This window comes from Streptomyces hygroscopicus subsp. hygroscopicus, from assembly GCF_030269125.1.
Lineage (GTDB): Bacteria > Actinomycetota > Actinomycetes > Streptomycetales > Streptomycetaceae > Streptomyces > Streptomyces hygroscopicus_C.
This window is the reverse complement of sequence record NZ_BSSM01000004.1, coordinates 1-17,338: the sequence shown is the minus strand read 5'-3', so window position 1 is coordinate 17,338 and position 17,338 is coordinate 1. Positions and strand designations below refer to the sequence as shown.

Sequence of the window (17,338 nt, the reverse complement as noted above, 5' to 3'; positions counted from 1 at the left end):
GCCCCCGATGAGCGAACTGCACTCCCCCGTGCACCCCGTACGCCTGGTCACCGCATCCGCTCTGTTCGACGGGCACGACGCGTCGATCAACATCATGCGGCGGATCTTCCAGTCCCAGGGTGCCGAAGTGATCCACCTCGGCCACAACCGATCGGTTCAGGAGGTCGTGAACGCGGCACTGGAGGAGGACGCGCACGGCGTGGCCGTCTCCTCGTACCAGGGTGGCCATGTCGAGTACTTCGAGTACCTGGTCGAGTCGCTGCGCGAGCGGGGCGCGGAGCACATCCGGGTGGTCGGCGGCGGGGGCGGCGTGATCGTGCCCGAGGAGATCACCCGGCTGCGCACGCACGGGGTGACCATCTTCTCGCCCGAGGACGGGCAGCGGATGGGCCTCGCCGGGATGATCAACTCGGTGGTGCGGGACTGCGACTTCGACCTGTGGGAGGGCAGGCCGGCGGACGTCGACGCCGTGCTCGCGGGCGACCGGTTCGCCACCGCCCGCGCCATCACGGGCGCCGAACTCGGCAAGCTGTCCCCGGAGTTCCTCGCGCGGCTGCGGGACGCGGCGGCGGGACGGGTGGTGCCCGTCCTCGGCATCACCGGCACCGGCGGCTCCGGCAAGTCGTCGCTGACCGACGAGCTGGTGCGCCGCTTCCGCGTGGACCAGCAGGACAAGCTGCGCATCGCGGTGATCGCGGTCGACCCGACCCGCCGGCGCGGCGGCGGCGCGCTGCTCGGCGACCGGATCCGGATGAACTCCCTGGACGGGAACCGGGTCTTCTTCCGCAGCCTCGCCACGCGCGGCAGCCATGAGCTGCCCGAGCACCTCACCGAGGTCATCGACGTGGTCAAGGCCGCCGGGTACGACCTGGTGATCGTGGAGACGCCGGGCATCGGCCAGGGCGACGCGGCGATCGTGCCGTTCGTCGACACCTCCCTGTACGTGATGACCCCGGAGTTCGGCGCCGCGTCCCAGCTCGAGAAGATCGACATGCTCGACTTCGCCGACGTGGTCGCGGTCAACAAGTTCGAGCGGCGCGGCGCCAAGGACGCGCTGCGCGACGTGAGCCGCCAGCTGGTGCGCAACCGTGAGGCGTTCGACAAGAAGCCCGAGGACATGCCGGTGTACGGCACCTCGGCCGCGACCTTCCACGACGACGGGGTCACCGCGCTCTTCCAGCACCTGAAGTCGGCCCTCGACGAGAAGGGGCTGCATCTGCGGGAGGGCACCCTCGCGCCCGTCTCCGTGCGCCACTCCTCCGGCATCCGCCAGGTGGTGCCGGCCGACCGGGTCCGCTACCTCGCCGAGATCACCGAGACGGTCCGCGCGTACCACGCCGAGACCGAGGTGCTGGCCGAGGCGGCGCGGCGGGTGCAGCGGCTGGACGCGGTCAAGGGCGAGCTCACCGCGGCCGGTTCCGACGCGGACAACGTGGACGCCCTGCTCACGGACGCCCGCAGGCGGCTGCCGCACGAGGTCACCGAGCAGCTGGAGAACTGGCCCGCCGTCGTGGCGTCGTACTCCGGCGAGGAACAGGTCGTGAAGATCCGCGACCGGGAGATCCGCACCAGGCTGACCCGCGAGTCCCTGTCGGGCAACAGCATCCCCCGGGTGGCACTGCCCCGGTTCACCGACCACGGTGAGCTGGTGCGGTTCTGGCGCCGGGAGAACCTGCCGGGCTACTTCCCCTTCACCGCCGGGGTGTTCCCCTTCAAGCGCGACGGCGAGGACCCGGCGCGCATGTTCGCCGGCGAGGGCGACCCGTTCCGCACCAACCGGCGCTTCAAGCTCCTGTCGGAGGGCCAGCCCGCCACCCGGCTGTCCACCGCCTTCGACTCGGTCACCCTCTACGGCCGCGACCCGGGCGAGCGTCCCGACATCTACGGCAAGGTCGGCACCTCCGGTGTCTCGGTCGCGCACCTGGACGACATGAAGGCGCTCTACGACGGCTTCGACCTGACCGCGCCGACGACCTCGGTCTCGATGACGATCAACGGTCCGGCGCCCACCGTGCTGGCGTTCTTCCTCAACACGGCGATCGACCAGCAGATCGAGCGGTTCCGCGCCGCCGAGGGCCGCGATCCCTCGGCCGAGGAGGCGGCCGGGCTGCGGGCCGACGCGCTGGCGAGCGTGCGCGGCACCGTGCAGGCCGACATCCTCAAGGAGGACCAGGGACAGAACACCTGCCTGTTCTCCACCGAGTTCTCGCTGCGGATGATGGCCGACATCCAGGAGTGGTTCATCGCCAACAAGGTCCGCAACTTCTACTCGGTGTCCATCTCCGGCTACCACATCGCCGAGGCGGGCGCGAACCCGATCAGCCAGCTGGCCTTCACCCTCGCCAACGGCTTCACCTACGTGGAGGCGTACCTGGCGCGCGGCATGGACGTGGACGACTTCGCGCCCAACCTGTCGTTCTTCTTCTCCAACGGCATGGCCCCCGAGTACTCGGTGCTCGGCCGGGTCGCGCGCCGCATCTGGGCGGTCGCGATGAAGCGGAAGTACGGCGCGGGCGAGCGTTCGCAGAAGCTGAAGTACCACGTCCAGACCTCGGGCCGCTCCCTGCACGCCCAGGAGATGGACTTCAACGACATCCGCACCACGTTGCAGGCGCTCATCGCGATCTACGACAACTGCAACAGCCTGCACACCAACGCCTACGACGAGGCCGTGACCACCCCGACCGAGGAATCCGTCCGCCGGGCCCTGGCCATCCAGCTGATCATCAACCGCGAGTGGGGCCTCGCGATGAACGAGAACCCGCTCCAGGGCTCGTTCATCATCGACGAGCTGACCGACCTGGTCGAGGAAGCCGTGCTGCTGGAGTTCGAGCGGATCAGCGAGCGCGGCGGCGTGCTCGGCGCGATGGAGACCGGCTACCAGCGCGGCCGTATCCAGGACGAGTCGATGCTCTACGAGCAGCGCAAGCACGACGGCTCGCTGCCCATCATCGGCGTCAACACCTTCCGCAACCCGCACGCGGAGGGCGCCGAGCCGGGCGCCATCGAGCTGGCCCGCGCCACCGAGCAGGAGAAGCGCTCCCAGCTGGAGCGCGTGCGGGACTTCCAGTCCCGGCACCAGCAGGAGGCGCACGCCGCGCTGACCGCCCTCAAGGCGGCGGCCGTCAACGGGGACAACGTCTTCACGGTGCTCATGGACGCAGCGCGGGTCTGCACCCTCCAGCAGATCACCGAGGCGTTCTTCGAGGTGGGCGGCCAGTACCGGCGCAACGTCTGACGCACGGGGCGAGGGGGGTGCGGGCCGCTCGGCGCCCGCACCCCCCTCGTGCCGTCACGCCTCGTAGGCGAGCAGCGCCATCATCCCCGCCTCGCCGTGGTAGGCGTTGTGGCAGTGGAGCATCCACTGGCCGGGGTTGTCCGCGTCGAAGTACACGGACACCGTGCGTCCGGGCAGCACGATGGTGGTGTCCTTGCGCGGACCGCCGGTGCCGAGCTGGTAGGTGTGGCCGTGCAGATGCATCGGGTGCCACATGCCCGTCTTGTTGACGAAGTCCAGCCGGACGCGCTCGCCCTGCTCGACCAGGACCGGATGCGCGGTGGGGTGCTTCATGTCGTAGCGCTTGCCGTTGATGCCCCAGTCGTACCTGGCCATGCCGCCGGTCAGCTCGATCCGGTGGACCCGGTCGGTCCTCCTCGTCGCCAGGCGGACGTCGTCGGCCGCCTTCAGCCCGGCGGCGTTCATGATCATGCCGTCCAGTTCCTTCGGGCGGACGCTCGGCTTCGGCGCGGCGCCGGAGCCGGTGCGCACCAGCGCCATGCCGCTCGCGTTCTTGCCCTCGGCGACGGCGACCAGCGGGAAGACCCCGTCGGCGAGCGTCACGAGGACGTCGTACCGCTCCCCCATGCCCACCAGCAGCGCGTCCACCTCCTGGTGGGCGACCGGGAAGCCGTCGGTGTGGGTGATGGTCAGCTTGTGGCCGCCGAGCGCGACGCGGTACGCCGTGTCGCCGCCGGCGTTGACGAGGCGCAGCCGCACCCGCTTGCCGGGCTTGCCGGTGTAGACGTCGGGGTCGGCCGGGACCCGCCCGTTGACCAGGTGGTACGGGTACTTGACGTCACCCGCGTCGCCGCCGAGCAGAGTGCTGCGCGCGCCCATGAGCATGAACTTCATCGAGCCGGACGACGCCTCGCCCCCCTTGCCCGAGCCCCCGCCGCTCATGTCCATGCCGCCCATGTCGCCCATGTCCATGCCGCCCATGTCACCCATGTCGTGGCCGGACGAGCCGCCGTGCCCCGAGCCGCCCATGTCCATGCCGCCCATGCCCTGGCTCAGTTCGGCGAGGACCTGGTCGGGGGTGCCGGTGACACCGTCGACCCAGTCGTCCAGGACGACGACCCACTCGTCGTCGTACGACAGCGGTTCCCTCGGGTCCTCCACGATCAGCGGGGCGTGCAGGCCGCGGTCGAGCTGGACACCGACGTGCGGGTGGAAGAAGTAGGTACCGGGGGTGTCGGCGAGGAAGCGGTAGGTGAAGTTGCGGCCGGCGCGGACGGCGCTCTGGGTGGCCGGGGGCACGCCGTCCATGTCGGCGCGCAGGGCGATGCCGTGCCAGTGGATGGACGTCGTGGTCCGGTCCGGCAACTGGTTGGAGAGTTCGGCGGCGAGGGTGTCGCCGGCGGACACCCGGATCTCCTTGCCGGGGGTCCGGCCTCCGAAGGCCCAGCTCTTCGCCATCACCTTGCCGCCGAGGTCGAGCATGGCGGGCGCCGCGGTCAGGGTCACGTTGCGCACCTTGCCGGTGCCCTTGCGCTTCTTGTCGGTGGTCGCGACCACCTTGCTGTCGGGGCTCACCAGGGCCGGCGTGGAGCCGGAGCCGCCGCACGCGGCGAGCGCTCCTCCTCCCGCGACGGCGAGACCGGCCAGCAGGGCGGAGCGTCGGTTGATGCTGTTCATGTGCGATGCCTCTTCTCGAGATGCGGTCGACCTGCGCGCATGCGGCATCGCCCCCGCGATGTCCGGGGAACGGGCCGCGAGAAGGCGGCCTAGATCAGCAGTCGGGAGAGGACGGAGAGGTCCGGCGGCGCGCGGTGCGGGTTGCCCGGAAGGCCGCGTCCGGCGAGGACGCCGTGTCCGGGAGCGCCCGGGACGGCAGGGGTCCGCACGGTCGGCGGCGCGAGCCACTGCGGTGAGCCGACGGCGCCGGAGGTGCAGTGCTGCATGTCGGCGCCGGAGCAGGCGCCGTCGGCGTCGTGGTCCATGGCCGAGGTCAGGGCGGCCGTGTCCGGTCCGGTCATGCCGTGCGCGGCGTGCTCCGTCCCGGACATAGCACTCATGGCGGTCGCGGGTGCGGCGGGAGCCGCGCCCATGTCGTGGTGGACCAGGACGACGAAGGCGGCGAGCAACGCCAGGACGGCGGCCCACGACCGGCGCGCCGCGCCGCGGTGGGAACCCGTCCGCCGGTACGTCACCTGTCGCCAACCCCTTTCCGGCCCCCGCCTCGCCCGTCACACGCTCCAGGCACGTCACTATACCCCCTAGGGGTAGGCCGTCCACTCGACCCCGCGGAGACGATCAGATGACTAAGTACCCCTGGGGGGTATATCGTTCATCTCGTCGGGAGGCCGGGCTACCGCCCTTCCGCGGACCGAACCATGCTCACACCCGAGGAAGAAGCCATGACCGAACAGACGAACTCCGGCTCCTGCTGCGGCTCCTGCGGCACCGGCGCGGCGACCGACGTGCAGGTCCACGGCAGCGGCGTCACCACCGTGTACAAGGTCTCCGGCATGACCTGCGGCCACTGCGAGTCCGCCATCTCCAAGGAGGTCTCCGGCCTGGACGGCGTCACCGCGGTCACCGCCGTCGCCGACACCGGCGAGGTCACCGTGACCTCCGCCGCCCCGCTCGACGAGGAAGCCGTCCGCGCCGCCGTGGACGAGGCGGGCTACGAACTCGTCGGCCAGATCTGAGGCCCCGCGCCGGCAGGCGCGGTGCACCCCGGGCGAAGACCCCTCCGTTCCCCATGGGACGGAGGGGTCTTCGCCTTTTCGCACCCCTCGACCGCATGACTCAACTCCCCTACGTGATCCCCGAGTTCACGCTCTTACATACCCCCCATGGGTATGCTACGGTGCACCGCACAGGTACCCCCCAGGGGTATACAACAAGAAGGGTGGAGTCATGTCAGCGGTCAATCCCCGGCGCTGGTGGGCACTGGTCGTGCTCGCCGCCGCCCAGTTCATGGTCATCATGGACACGTCGATCATCGGGGTGGCGCTTCCCGAGATGCAGAAGGACCTCGGCTTCTCGCAGGGCGAGCTGCAGTGGGTCTTCAACGCGTATGTCATCGCCTTCGGCGGCCTGCTGCTGCTCGGCGGCCGGCTGTCCGACCTGCTCGGCGCCCGCAAGGTGTTCATCACCGGCTGGAGCGTGCTGGTCGCGGGCTCGATCGTGGCCGCCGCCGCGCAGAGCGCGTCCGTGGAGGTCGTCGGCCGGGCGGTCCAGGGCGTGGGCGGCGCGCTGATCGCGCCCTCGGCGATGACCCTGCTCATGATGCTCTTCGCCCACGACCCCAAGGAACTGGGCAAGGCCATGGCGCTCTACGGTGCCGCGGCGCCCGCGGGCGGCACGGCCGGCGTCTTCATGGGCGGTGTGTTCACCCAGTGGCTGAGCTGGCCGTGGGTGTTCATCATCTACATCCCGATCGGCCTCGGCACGCTCGCGGCCTCCAAGCTGCTGCCGGCCGTCGGCGGCCGTCGCGGCGGCGGCGTGGACGTGCTCGGCGCGATCTCCGTCACGGCCGGTCTCGCGCTCGCGGTGTTCGCCGTCGTCCGCGCCCCCGAGGCCGGCTGGTCCTCGACCGGCACCGTGCTCGAACTGGTCGGCGCGGTCGCCCTGCTCGCCCTGTTCTTCGTCATCCAGAAGACGGTGCGCGAGCCGCTGATGCCGCTCGGCATCTGGCGGGTCCCGCGCCTGGGTTCGGCGAACCTGGCGATGGCGCTGCTCGGCGCGGCGTGGATCCCGATGTGGTACTTCCTCAACCTGTACCTCCAGCAGGTCCTCGGCTACGGGGCCTTCGCCTCCGGTGCCGCGCTGCTGCCGATGACCGTGCTGCTGATGATCTTCATGACGGCCATCACGGCCCGGCTGCTGGCGAAGTTCGGCGCCAAGCCGTTGATCGGCGGCGGCCTGCTGGTCCTCGCCGCGGGTCTGGTGTGGCTGGCCCAGGTACAGCCCACGGGCACCTTCGTGGTGGACGTCCTGCCCGCGTCGCTGGTCGCGGCCCTCGGCATGTCGCTCGCCTACATCCCCGCGATGATGGCCGCGATGTCCGGCGCCCCGCAGGAGCAGGCGGGTCTGGCGTCCGGCATCGTCAACACCACCTACCAGGTGGGTTCCGCCCTCGGTCTCGCGGCGCTGACCGCCGTGGCCACCTCCGAGGGCGCGGGCAGGCTCGGCGACCTGCCCGCCCTGACCGACGGTTTCGGCGCGGCCTTCCTCTGGGCCGCCGCGATCGCCGCCGTCGGCGGTCTGGTCACCCTGCTCGCCATGCGGGGCGACCGGGCGGCGACGCAGGCCGACCCCGCCCGGGAGGCATCCGGCGAACGGGCCGGTGTCTGACGGGCACCCTCACGGTGGACCGGCACGGCATCCTCTGCCGGGGCCGCCGTCCATCCGGACAACGAACCCCTCGACGGGCCGTCCGGCCCCGGGCAACCGGAGCGGACGGCCCTGTCCCGTGTACGGAGGAGCCCCCTGATGGACATGCAGACCCGCGCCGTGCAGGTGCGGCACGACCCCCCGACGGCCGGCGGCAGGCCGCTGAGCGTCCCGATCGTCCAGTCCTCGGCCTTCGCCTTCGACTCCGCCGCCGAACTGGCCGAGGCCATGGGCGGACCGGACAGGGCGTACGTCTACTCCCGACGCGGCAACCCCACCGTGCGGGCACTGGAACGGACCCTCGCGGACCTGGAGGGCGGGGCCGCCGCGATCGCGTTCGCCTCCGGGATGGGCGCGATCAGCGGCGTACTCCTGGCACTGCTGCGGCCCGGCGACCATGTGATCGCCGGGCGCTGCCTGTACGGCGGCACGTACTCCGTCCTCTCCGACCTCGCCGCGCGGTACGGCGTCGACGTGGACTACATCAGCGGTGACGACCCGGCCGAGTTCGCCCGCCTGGTCCGCCCCGCCACCCGGTTGCTGCACCTGGAGACCATCGCCAACCCCACGGGGCGGGTCCCCGACCTGACCGGCCTGCTGGCCGAGGCCCGGCGGCACGGCGTGCTCGGCATGGTGGACAACTCCCTCGCCTCGCCGGTGCTGTGCCGTCCGATCGAGCACGGCGCCGACGTGGTCGTGCACTCCACGACGAAGTACCTGGCCGGGCACTCCGACGTGCTCGGCGGAGTGGCGGTGTTCGCCGACGCCGGCGTGCGGGACCGGGTGTGGCCCCGGACCGTCGAACTCGGCGCCTGCGCCGACCCGTTCGCGGCCTGGCTGACCCTGCGCGGCCTGCCCACCCTCCCGCTGCGCATGCGGCAGCACTGCGCCGGCGCCGGCATCCTGGCCCAGCGCCTGGCCGCGCACGGGCGCGTGGCCGCCGTGCACTGGCCCTGGCTCCCGCGGCATCCCTCGTACGACCGCGCGCGGAGGCTCCTCGACGGGGGCGGCGGCATGGTCTCGTTCGACCTCACCGGCGGCCGGGAGGCGGGACGCGCCTTCATCGAGCGGGTCCGGGTCGCGCGCCTGGCGCTGTCGTTGGGCGGCGTGGAGACGCTGGTCACGCACCCGGCGTCCACCTCGCACCGGGAGCTGGACGACGCGGCGCTCACGGCCGCCGGGATCGGCGCGGGCACCGTGCGGATGTCGGTCGGCATCGAGCATCCGGAGGACCTCTGGGCGGACATCGCCGCGGCTTTGGACCACCCATAGATTTGGGTTGACAAAATAAACGGCTGATTCGTAGATTGAGTGAGGTCCAGAGAACCGGCTCGTCCGCCCAGAGGGGGGCTCCATGCGCTACTTCGAGGACTTCCGCACCGGTGACGTCCATGAGTTGGGCACCGTCACCGTCACCGAGGAGGAGGTGCTGGACTTCGCGCGGCGCTTCGACCCGCAGCCCTTCCACACCGACCCCGAGCGGGCGAAGCAGTCGTCCTTCGGGGGGCTGATCGCCAGCGGATTCCACACCTCGGCGCTCTTCATGCGGCGCTATGTCGACGGCCTGCTCGCCTACAGCGCCTGCGAGGGCTCGCCCGGCATCGACGAGGTCCGCTACCGCCGGCCGGTCCGGCCGGGCGACGTCCTCACCGCGCGGGTCGAGATCCTCGGATCGCGCCCCGCGCTGGGCAACCCCGCCACCGGCATCGTCCAGCCCCGCTGCGAGCTGGTGGCCGCCGACGGGACGGTCGTGTTCAGCATGATCCTGCACAGCATCTTCCGGCGGCGTCCCGCCGCAACCTCCACCGCGGCCCCGTCGTCGATGTCCGCGGCGCAGGACCCGGTCGCCTGCTGTGCCCGGCAGCGCTGAACACGGCCGTCCGCACACCCATCGCTCGCGCTGACGAAGCGCTGCCCCGAAGGGAGACCTCCCGTGGAGGCCGTATCCCGCACCGCCCAGTGGACCGCCGCCGCGCGGGCCCTGGAGACCGAACGCGAGGACCGGCTGTTCGCCGATCCCTACGCCCGCACCGTCGCCGGCACCACCGGCTTCGAGTTGCTCGACCGCTACGCGGGCGCGGGCACCGTGCCGTTCCTCGCCATCCGCACCACCTACCTCGACCGCGCCATCGAGCGCGCGGTGGGCGAACGGGGGCTGCGGCAGGTCGTGTTCCTCGCCGCCGGCATGGACACCCGCCACTACCGCCTCACCTGGCCCGACGGCATCACCCTCTACGAACTCGACCGGCCCGCGCTGCTGGAGGCCAAGGCCGCCATGCTCGCCAGGGAGCCGGAACCGGCGGGGCGTGAGCGCCGCACCGTCGCCGTCGACCTCAGGGAGGACTGGACCGGCTCCCTCAAGGAGGCCGGCTGGCAGGCCGAGCGGCCCACCCTGTGGGTGGTGGAGGGCCTGCTCTTCTTCCTGCCGGAGGAAGCCGTACGCACCCTGATCACGACCCTGTGGCAGCACAGCGCCCCCGGGTCCGTCCTGCTCGGTGACGTCATCAGCGAGGCCGCGCTGCGCAACCCGCTGTCCCGGCCCTTCATGAAGGCGCTCGAAGAGGACGGCAACCCCTGGCTGTTCGGCACCGAGGAGCCGGAGCAGTTGCTCGTCTCCTGCGGCTGGACGGTCCAGGAGGTCAAGCAACCGGGCGAGGAGGGGGCCGACTTCGGCCGCTGGCCCTACCCGGTGCCGCCACGCGAGACCCCGCGCGTGCCCCGTTCCTTCCTGTTCACGGCGACCCGAGAGGAGACCGCCTCATGACCCGGCCCTCCGGCCCCGGGCACACCGACCCCACGACCGACTTCCACCAGCGCATCATCGACGACGCCGCGGCCGCCGTGCGCGGACTGTCCGTGTCCCTCGGCGAACGGCTCGGCCTCTACCGCGTCCTCGCGGAACAGGGCCCGCTCACGCCCGGGGAGCTGTCCCTGCGCGCCGACATCGCGCCGCGCTACGCCGAGGAGTGGCTGCACGCCCAGCTCAGCGCGGGCTATGTGGAGCGCCACCCGTCGTCCGACAAGTACACCCTGCCCGCCGAGCACGCCTCCGTGCTCGCGCAGCCCGAGGCGCCCACCTACGCCGCGGGGTTCTTCACCGCGCTCAAGGCGCTGTACGCCACCGAGGACCTGCTCCTGGACGCCTACCGCAGCGGCGAGGGCGTCGGCTGGGCCGAGCACGACCCGGCGCTCGACACCGGTATGGGCAGCTTCTTCCAGCCCACCTACCAGCACCGGCTGCTCAGCGACTGGCTCCCGGCGCTGCACGAGGTGAGCGACAAGCTCGCGGACGGCGGCACCGCGGCGGACGTCGGCTGCGGCGTCGGGCACACCACCCGGCTCATCGCCCGCGCCTTCCCCCACGCCCGGGTGTACGGCTTCGACTACTCGGAGGAGGCCATCGCCATCGCCCGGCAGCTCGCCGACGACGAGGGCCTCGGCGACCGGGTCGTCTTCGAGACCGCGTCCGCCGACGACTACCCGGGCACCGGCTACGACCTGGTGACGTTCTTCAACTGCCTGCACGACATGGGCGATCCGGTGGCCGCGGCCCAGCACGTCCACAAGTCCCTGGACCCGGACGGCACGTGGATGCTGGTGGAGTCCAACGTCTCCCCCGCCGACATCCACACGCACACCCCGCCGGCGCGCATGTTCATGGCGCTGTCCGCGGTGATGTGTCTGCCGGTCGCCCTCGCGCAGCGCGGCCCGCACGCGCTCGGCAACCACTCCGGCGAGCGGGCCTTCCGCGCGATCGCCGAGGAAGCGGGCTTCACCCGCTGGCGGCGGGCGACCGAGACGCCGGTGAACGCCGTCTACGAGGTCCGGCCCTGACCGGCTCGGACACCGCACACGCAGCGGACAGGAGAAACCATGGCCACCACGGCCCTTCCCGTCAACGACCGTTTCCTGGAGATCCTCGAACGGCTCAGTGAGAAGTCCATCGAGGACTACTACAACCCGTACCAGCAGTTCGCCTGGCCCGACGCGCTGGACGAGAACCGCATGTGGATGAGCCCCGATCTGCTCACCGTCCACGGCACCCCGCACTACGACCAGTTGGACCAGCAGACCCTGCGCAGGCTGTCCAAGTGGGAGTCCATCAACTTCTACAGCCTGAACGTGCACGGCATCCGCGAACTGCTCATCGAGGTCGTCGGCCGCATCCACATGCCCGGCTTCGAGGTGCCCTCCGACTTCTTCCACCACTTCATCGGCGAGGAGAACGAACACATGTGGTTCTTCTCCGAGTTCTGCCGACGCTACGGCGGCAAGATCTACTCGTCGATGACCATGACTTCCGACTCCGACTGGGAGCCCGAGGTCGAGAACTTCCTGGTGTTCGCCCGCATCCTGTTCTTCGAGGAGCTGGTCGACCACTTCAACACCCGGATGGCCCAGGACGAGACGCTCTGCGACACCATCCGCCAGGTCAACCGCATCCACCACCAGGACGAGTCCCGGCACATCGCCTTCGGCCGCGAACTGGTGTCGCTGCTGTTCAGGCGGATGCGCGAGGCGGTCGGCGCCGAACGGCTGCGCGAGGTCGAGAGTTACCTGAAGCGCTACGTCGTCTTCAGCGTCAACTCGCTCTACAACCCGCACGTCTACCGCGACGCCGGCATCGCCGACCCGCTGGGTCTGCGCAACGCCCTGCTCGCCGACGAGCGCAGGCGCGAGCAGGAGCGCCGGGCGATCCGCAAGCCGCTCGCCTTCTTCCGCAAGACCGGGATCTTCTCCGACGACAGCCTGCCGGTCCTCTGATCCGGCGCGGCTCAGCCCCTCCGGCGCGTCCCGCCGATGACCGGGACGGCCGGTCCAGCGAACCGAGAGGTGGTCCACCACCGTGCCCGACACCCTATCCACAGCGCCCCCGTGTTCCCCGGGAGAGCGCCGTGGCCTGCCCTCCCTGGGAGCGGAGGCCACGGCCCTGCTCCGGCTCCTCGACGACACCTTCGAGAAGTGGGGCGTGGCCGCCGGGGCCCGTCCCATGACCATGCCCCCGCTGCTGCCGGCCGCCGACCTCAAGCGGCTCGACTACTACGAGAACTTCCCCCACCAGGCCGTCGTCGCCACCGCGATCGACGTCGACCGCCGCGGCGAGTACTGCGCCGAGACGGGCTGCTTCCCCTGCGGCTCGCTCCAGCCCGCGGAACTGGGGCTGCCCTCCGCCTCCTGCTACGCCGTCTACCTCGACCACGAGGGCCGCGAGGTCGCGGACGACACCCTGGTGACCGTGGTCGGCTGGTGCTTCCGCAAGGAGGAGCGCTACGAGGGGCTGCGCCGCCAGCTCGGCTTCCGCATGCGGGAGATCGTCGCCCTCGGCAGCCGCGAGCACGCGGACGCGCACCTGCGGGCGTTCACCGAGCGCATCACCGCCTTCGCGCGCGTCCTCGACCTGCCGCTGCGCAGGGAGGCCGCCAGCGACCCCTTCTTCGACAAGGGCGGCTCGAAGGCGCTGCTGCAGCGGCTGTCGCCGGTCAAGCACGAGTTCCTCTTCGAGGACCTCGCGATCGCCTCCGTCAACACCCATCGCAACTTCTTCGGCGACCGCTGCTCGATCACCCTCGCCGGCACCGGCGAACCCGCCTCCACCAGCTGCGTCGCCTTCGGCCTCGAGCGCTGGCTGTCGGCCCTCACCCGGCGCCACGGCAGCTGGGCCGCCGCCACCGACGCCGTACGCGCGGCTAACGACCGCCTCACGCCGGTCGGCCCGGTGGTGTGAGGTGCCGGCCCACCCCACCGCCGAGGGCGGCGGTACGGGCTGGGCGAACCTCGGCATGGACATCGTGTCCGTCAAGCGCGTCCGCCTGCTCCTCGACGACTACGGCGAGGACTTCTTCCTGCGGATGCTGAACCCCGGCGAACTCGACGACTGCCGTACGTCCAGCGGCCTCGATCCGCTCAGCCTGTGCGGACGGATCGCGGCCAAGGAAGCGGCGTTCAAGACCCTGCGCGTCCAGGGACGGCTCCTGCCATGGCGCGACATCGTGGTGCACCGCTCGGACGGCGGCTGGCCGCTGGTCGAACTGCGCCGCGCCGCCGCCGAGATGGCAGCAGAGTCCGGCATCCAGGACATCACGGTGAGCATCAGCCACGACGTGGACTACGCGGTGGCCGTAGCCGCTCCGATCATCGGCGATCCCCGGCACCGGCCGTGAGACGCCCGCTCCCCCACCCTTCTTCGATCCTCGTTAGGAGTACCGCCATGACCGACGGCCTGCAGCAGGTGAAGGACTGGATCCTCGAGCGCCACCCGCAGCGCGACGACATCCCCGGCGACCTCGACCTGATCGAGAACCGGCTCATCGACTCGCTGTCCTTCGTGGAGTTCGTCTTCCTGCTGGAGCAGTACAGCGGCCGTGCCATCGAGATGGAGACCCTGGAGGTCGACTCCATCCGCACGCTCGACGCCATCGAGGCCGCGTTCTTCCTCGCGGAGGTGAAGTGAGGTGAGCCGGCGGCTCTTCACCTCGGAGTCCGTCACCGAGGGCCACCCCGACAAGATCGCCGACCGGATCAGCGACACCGTCCTGGACGCGTTGCTGGCCGAGGACCCGGCCTCCCGCGTCGCCGTCGAGACCCTGATCACCACCGGCCAGGTGCACATCGCCGGCGAGGTCACGACCCGCGCGTACGCCCCCATCGCCCAGCTCGTGCGCGACACGATCCTCGACATCGGCTACGACTCCTCGGCCAAGGGGTTCGACGGCGCCTCCTGCGGGGTCTCGGTGTCGATCGGCTCCCAGTCGCCGGACATCGCGCGGGGCGTGGACTCCGCCTACGAGGCCCGCGCGGAGGGCAACAGCGACGAGCTGTCCCGGCAGGGCGCGGGCGACCAGGGCCTGATGTTCGGCTACGCCTGCGACGAAACGCCCGCGCTCATGCCGCTGCCGATCGATCTCGCGCACCGGCTGGCCGGCCGGCTGACCGAGGTCCGCAGGCAGGGCACCTGTCCCTACCTGCGGCCGGACGGCAAGACGCAGGTCACCATCGAGTACGACGGCGACCGCCCGGCACGCCTGGACACCGTCGTCGTCTCCTCCCAGCACGCCGCGGACATCAGCCTGGAGTCGCTGCTGGCCCCGGACATCCGGGAGTTCGTGGTGGAGCCGACGCTCAAGGCGCTCGCGGAGCAGGGCGTGGGTCTGGAGAGCGACGGTTACCGGCTGCTGGTGAACCCCACGGGCCGCTTCGAGATCGGGGGCCCGATGGGCGACGCGGGTCTGACCGGCCGCAAGATCATCATCGACACCTACGGCGGCATGGCCCGGCACGGCGGCGGCGCGTTCTCCGGCAAGGACCCCTCCAAGGTGGACCGCAGCGCGGCGTACGCCATGCGCTGGGTCGCGAAGAACGTGGTCGCCGCCGGTCTCGCCCGCCGCTGCGAGGTCCAGGTCGCCTACGCGATCGGCAAGGCGGATCCGGTCGGTCTGTTCGTGGAGACGTTCGGCACCGAGTCCGCGCCCGTCGAGCGCATCCAGGCCGCGATCGCCGAGGTCTTCGACCTGCGTCCGGCCGCGATCGTCCGCGACCTGGACCTGCTGCGCCCGATCTACGCGCGGACCGCCGCCTACGGCCACTTCGGCCGTGAACTGCCCGAGTTCACCTGGGAGTCCACCGACCGGGCCGCTGCCCTGCGGCGGAGTGTGGAGGGCTGAGATGCGCATCGCTGTCACGGGCTCCATCGCCACCGACCATCTGATGTCCTTCCCGGGGAGCTTCTCCGACCAGCTCCTGGCCGACCGACTGGACCGCGTCTCCCTGTCCTTCCTCGCCGACCAACTGGAGATCCGGCGTGGCGGCGTGGCAGCGAACATCTCGTTCGGCCTCGGGCTGCTCGGTCTGCGGCCGGTGCTGGTCGGCGCGGTCGGCGCCGATTTCGAGCCCTACCGGGTCTGGCTGAAGCAGCACGGGGTCGACACCGACTCCGTGCTGGTCAGCGAGGACCACCACACCGCACGTTTCGTCTGTACGACGGACCGCGCGCAGAACCAGATCGCCACCTTCTACGCCGGCGCGATGGCGCAGGCCCGCACCATCGATCTGCGGGCGGTCGCCGAGGGCACCGGACGTCTCGGCCTGGTCATGGTCTCGCCCGACGACCCCGAGGCCATGCTGCGCCACACCCGCGCCTGCCGGGACCTCGGCACCCCCTTCGCCGCCGATCCCTCCCAGCAGCTGGCACGCCTCGACGGCAAGGAAGTGCTCGAACTCGTCGAGGGGGCCCGCTGGTTGTTCACCAACGAGTACGAGGCCGCGCTGCTCCTGGAACGTACGGGCCTCACCGTGCCCCAGGTGCTGCGCCGCGTCGGCTGCTGGGTCACCACCGAGGGCGCCGCGGGGGCACGCGTCCGCCGCGAAGGCCGTCCCGACCTCACCGTGCCCGCCGTACCGGTCCCGGGTGTGGTGGATCCGACCGGGGTCGGTGACGCCTTCCGCGCGGGCTTCCTCGCGGCCACGGCGTGGGACCTGCCGGAGCGCTGCGCGGCCCAGCTGGGCTGTGCCGTGGCCGCCACGGTGCTGGACCACGTCGGCACCCAGGAGTACCGGCTGTACCGGGACCCCCTGCTCACACGGCTGCGCACGACCTACGGAGTGGGCTGCGCGGCCCAGCTCGCGACGCATCTGCGGGACCTGACATGACGGCCGCGCGGATCGAGGCCCTGCGCACGGCGCTCGCCACCCGGGTGGTGGTCGCCGACGGGGCGATGGGCACCATGCTCCAGGAAGCACAGCCGACGCTGGACGACTTCCAGCAGCTGGAGGGCTGCAACGAGATCCTCAACGTCACCCGCCCCGACATCGTCCGCTCCGTCCACGAGGCCTACTTCGCGGTCGGCGTGGACTGTGTGGAGACCAACACCTTCGGGGCCAACCACGCGGCGATGGCGGAGTACGAGATCTCCGACCGCGTCCACGAACTGTCCGAGGCCGGCGCCCGGATCGCCCGGGAGGCGGCCGACGGGCACACGGCCCGGGACGGGCGTCAGCGCTGGGTGCTCGGCTCCATGGGCCCCGGCACCAAGCTGCCCACCCTCGGCCACATCGGCTACGGCACGATCCGGGACGGCTTCCAGGCGAACGCCGAGGGCCTGCTCACGGGCGGCGCCGACGCGCTGCTCGTGGAGACCACCCAGGACCTCCTCCAGACCAAGGCGTCGGTCATCGGCGCCCGGCGCGCCATGCGACGGCTCGGCGTGGACGTGCCGTTACTCGTGTCGATGGCCTTCGAGACGACCGGCACGATGCTGCTCGGCTCCGAGATCGGCGCCGCGCTCACGGCCCTGGAGCCGCTGGGCATCGACATGATCGGCCTCAACTGCTCCACCGGACCCGCGGAGATGGGCGAACATCTGCGCCATCTCGCCCGCAACGCCCGCGTCCAACTGCTGTGCATGCCGAACGCCGGCCTGCCCGTCCTCGGCAAGGACGGCGCCCACTACCCGCTGACCGCTCCGGAGCTGGCGGACGCCCAGGAGACGTTCGTCCGGGAGTACGGCCTCTCGCTCGTCGGCGGCTGCTGCGGTACGACCCCGGAGCATCTGCGTCAGGTGGTGGAGCGGGTCCGGGGCCTGACTCCGCCGGTCCGTGACCCGCACCCCGAGCCGGGCGCCGCGTCGCTGTACCAGTCGGTGCCGTTCCGGCAGGACACGTCGTATCTGGCGATCGGCGAGCGCACGAACGCGAACGGGTCGAAGAAGTTCCGCGAGGCCA

At 71.3% G+C, this 17,338-nt stretch carries 16 protein-coding genes; 14 read left to right on the top strand and 2 right to left on the bottom strand.

What is annotated here, in order from left to right:
* Positions 1–7: 7 nt before the first annotated feature.
* The gene (gene icmF / locus QSK45_RS10920; RefSeq protein WP_285555589.1) at positions 8–3,238 is read left to right on the top strand and encodes a fused isobutyryl-CoA mutase/GTPase IcmF; all 3,231 of its coding nucleotides are present in this window, start codon (positions 8–10) and stop codon (positions 3,236–3,238) included.
* A gap of 54 nt (positions 3,239–3,292) precedes the next feature.
* On the opposite strand, the gene QSK45_RS10915 is transcribed toward icmF, so the two are convergent.
* Both QSK45_RS10915 and QSK45_RS10910 read right to left on the bottom strand, forming a co-directional pair.
* Entirely contained in the window at positions 3,293–4,915 is a 1,623-nt protein-coding gene (locus QSK45_RS10915; RefSeq protein WP_285555587.1) for a multicopper oxidase family protein, read from the bottom strand.
* 89 nt (positions 4,916–5,004) lie between these two features.
* The gene (locus QSK45_RS10910) at positions 5,005–5,430 is read right to left on the bottom strand and encodes a hypothetical protein (protein WP_285555585.1); all 426 of its coding nucleotides are present in this window, start codon (positions 5,428–5,430) and stop codon (positions 5,005–5,007) included.
* Between the two features lie 207 nt (positions 5,431–5,637).
* Here QSK45_RS10910 and QSK45_RS10905 point away from each other — a divergent pair, with 207 nt between their 5' ends.
* The 13 genes from QSK45_RS10905 to QSK45_RS10845 form a co-directional block, all read left to right on the top strand.
* Entirely contained in the window at positions 5,638–5,931 is a 294-nt protein-coding gene (locus QSK45_RS10905; protein ID WP_285555583.1) for a heavy-metal-associated domain-containing protein, read from the top strand.
* Between the two features lie 211 nt (positions 5,932–6,142).
* Positions 6,143–7,582, top strand: coding sequence for an MFS transporter (locus QSK45_RS10900; protein WP_285555581.1), 1,440 nt, complete (start codon positions 6,143–6,145; stop codon positions 7,580–7,582).
* A 138-nt stretch (positions 7,583–7,720) separates the two neighbouring features.
* Complete coding sequence (locus QSK45_RS10895) at positions 7,721–8,893, top strand: trans-sulfuration enzyme family protein (protein ID WP_285555580.1); 1,173 nt, start codon at positions 7,721–7,723, stop codon at positions 8,891–8,893.
* An 82-nt stretch (positions 8,894–8,975) separates the two neighbouring features.
* Complete coding sequence (locus QSK45_RS10890; RefSeq protein WP_285555578.1) at positions 8,976–9,491, top strand: MaoC family dehydratase; 516 nt, start codon at positions 8,976–8,978, stop codon at positions 9,489–9,491.
* 63 nt (positions 9,492–9,554) lie between these two features.
* Positions 9,555–10,385 carry a class I SAM-dependent methyltransferase gene (locus QSK45_RS10885; protein WP_285555576.1) on the top strand — a complete coding sequence of 277 codons (831 nt, stop codon included), beginning with the start codon at positions 9,555–9,557 and terminating at the stop codon, positions 10,383–10,385.
* The gene (locus tag QSK45_RS10880; RefSeq protein WP_285555575.1) at positions 10,382–11,455 is read left to right on the top strand and encodes a class I SAM-dependent methyltransferase; all 1,074 of its coding nucleotides are present in this window, start codon (positions 10,382–10,384) and stop codon (positions 11,453–11,455) included. Before QSK45_RS10885 ends, QSK45_RS10880 begins: the two co-directional genes overlap by 4 nt.
* Positions 11,456–11,494: 39 nt before the next feature.
* Entirely contained in the window at positions 11,495–12,385 is an 891-nt protein-coding gene (locus tag QSK45_RS10875; RefSeq protein ID WP_285555573.1) for a diiron oxygenase, read from the top strand.
* A gap of 82 nt (positions 12,386–12,467) precedes the next feature.
* Positions 12,468–13,346: a class-II aminoacyl-tRNA synthetase family protein gene (locus QSK45_RS10870; RefSeq protein ID WP_285555571.1), complete on the top strand. Its 879-nt coding sequence runs from the start codon at positions 12,468–12,470 to the stop codon at positions 13,344–13,346.
* A 1-nt stretch (position 13,347) separates the two neighbouring features.
* Complete coding sequence (acpS, locus tag QSK45_RS10865) at positions 13,348–13,782, top strand: holo-ACP synthase (RefSeq protein WP_285555569.1); 435 nt, start codon at positions 13,348–13,350, stop codon at positions 13,780–13,782.
* Between the two features lie 47 nt (positions 13,783–13,829).
* Positions 13,830–14,072 (top strand): acyl carrier protein, encoded by a 243-nt coding sequence (locus QSK45_RS10860; protein WP_285555567.1) that lies wholly within the window; start codon positions 13,830–13,832, stop codon positions 14,070–14,072.
* 1 nt (position 14,073) lies between these two features.
* Positions 14,074–15,282: a methionine adenosyltransferase gene (metK, locus tag QSK45_RS10855; protein WP_285555565.1), complete on the top strand. Its 1,209-nt coding sequence runs from the start codon at positions 14,074–14,076 to the stop codon at positions 15,280–15,282.
* Position 15,283: 1 nt separating this feature from the next.
* A complete protein-coding gene (locus QSK45_RS10850) occupies positions 15,284–16,267 on the top strand; it encodes a carbohydrate kinase family protein (protein ID WP_285555563.1) in 984 nt (327 codons plus the stop codon).
* Positions 16,264–17,338: homocysteine S-methyltransferase family protein (locus QSK45_RS10845; RefSeq protein WP_285555561.1), on the top strand; the 1,075-nt coding region annotated here is incomplete at its 3' end. The genes QSK45_RS10850 and QSK45_RS10845, both read left to right, overlap by 4 nt.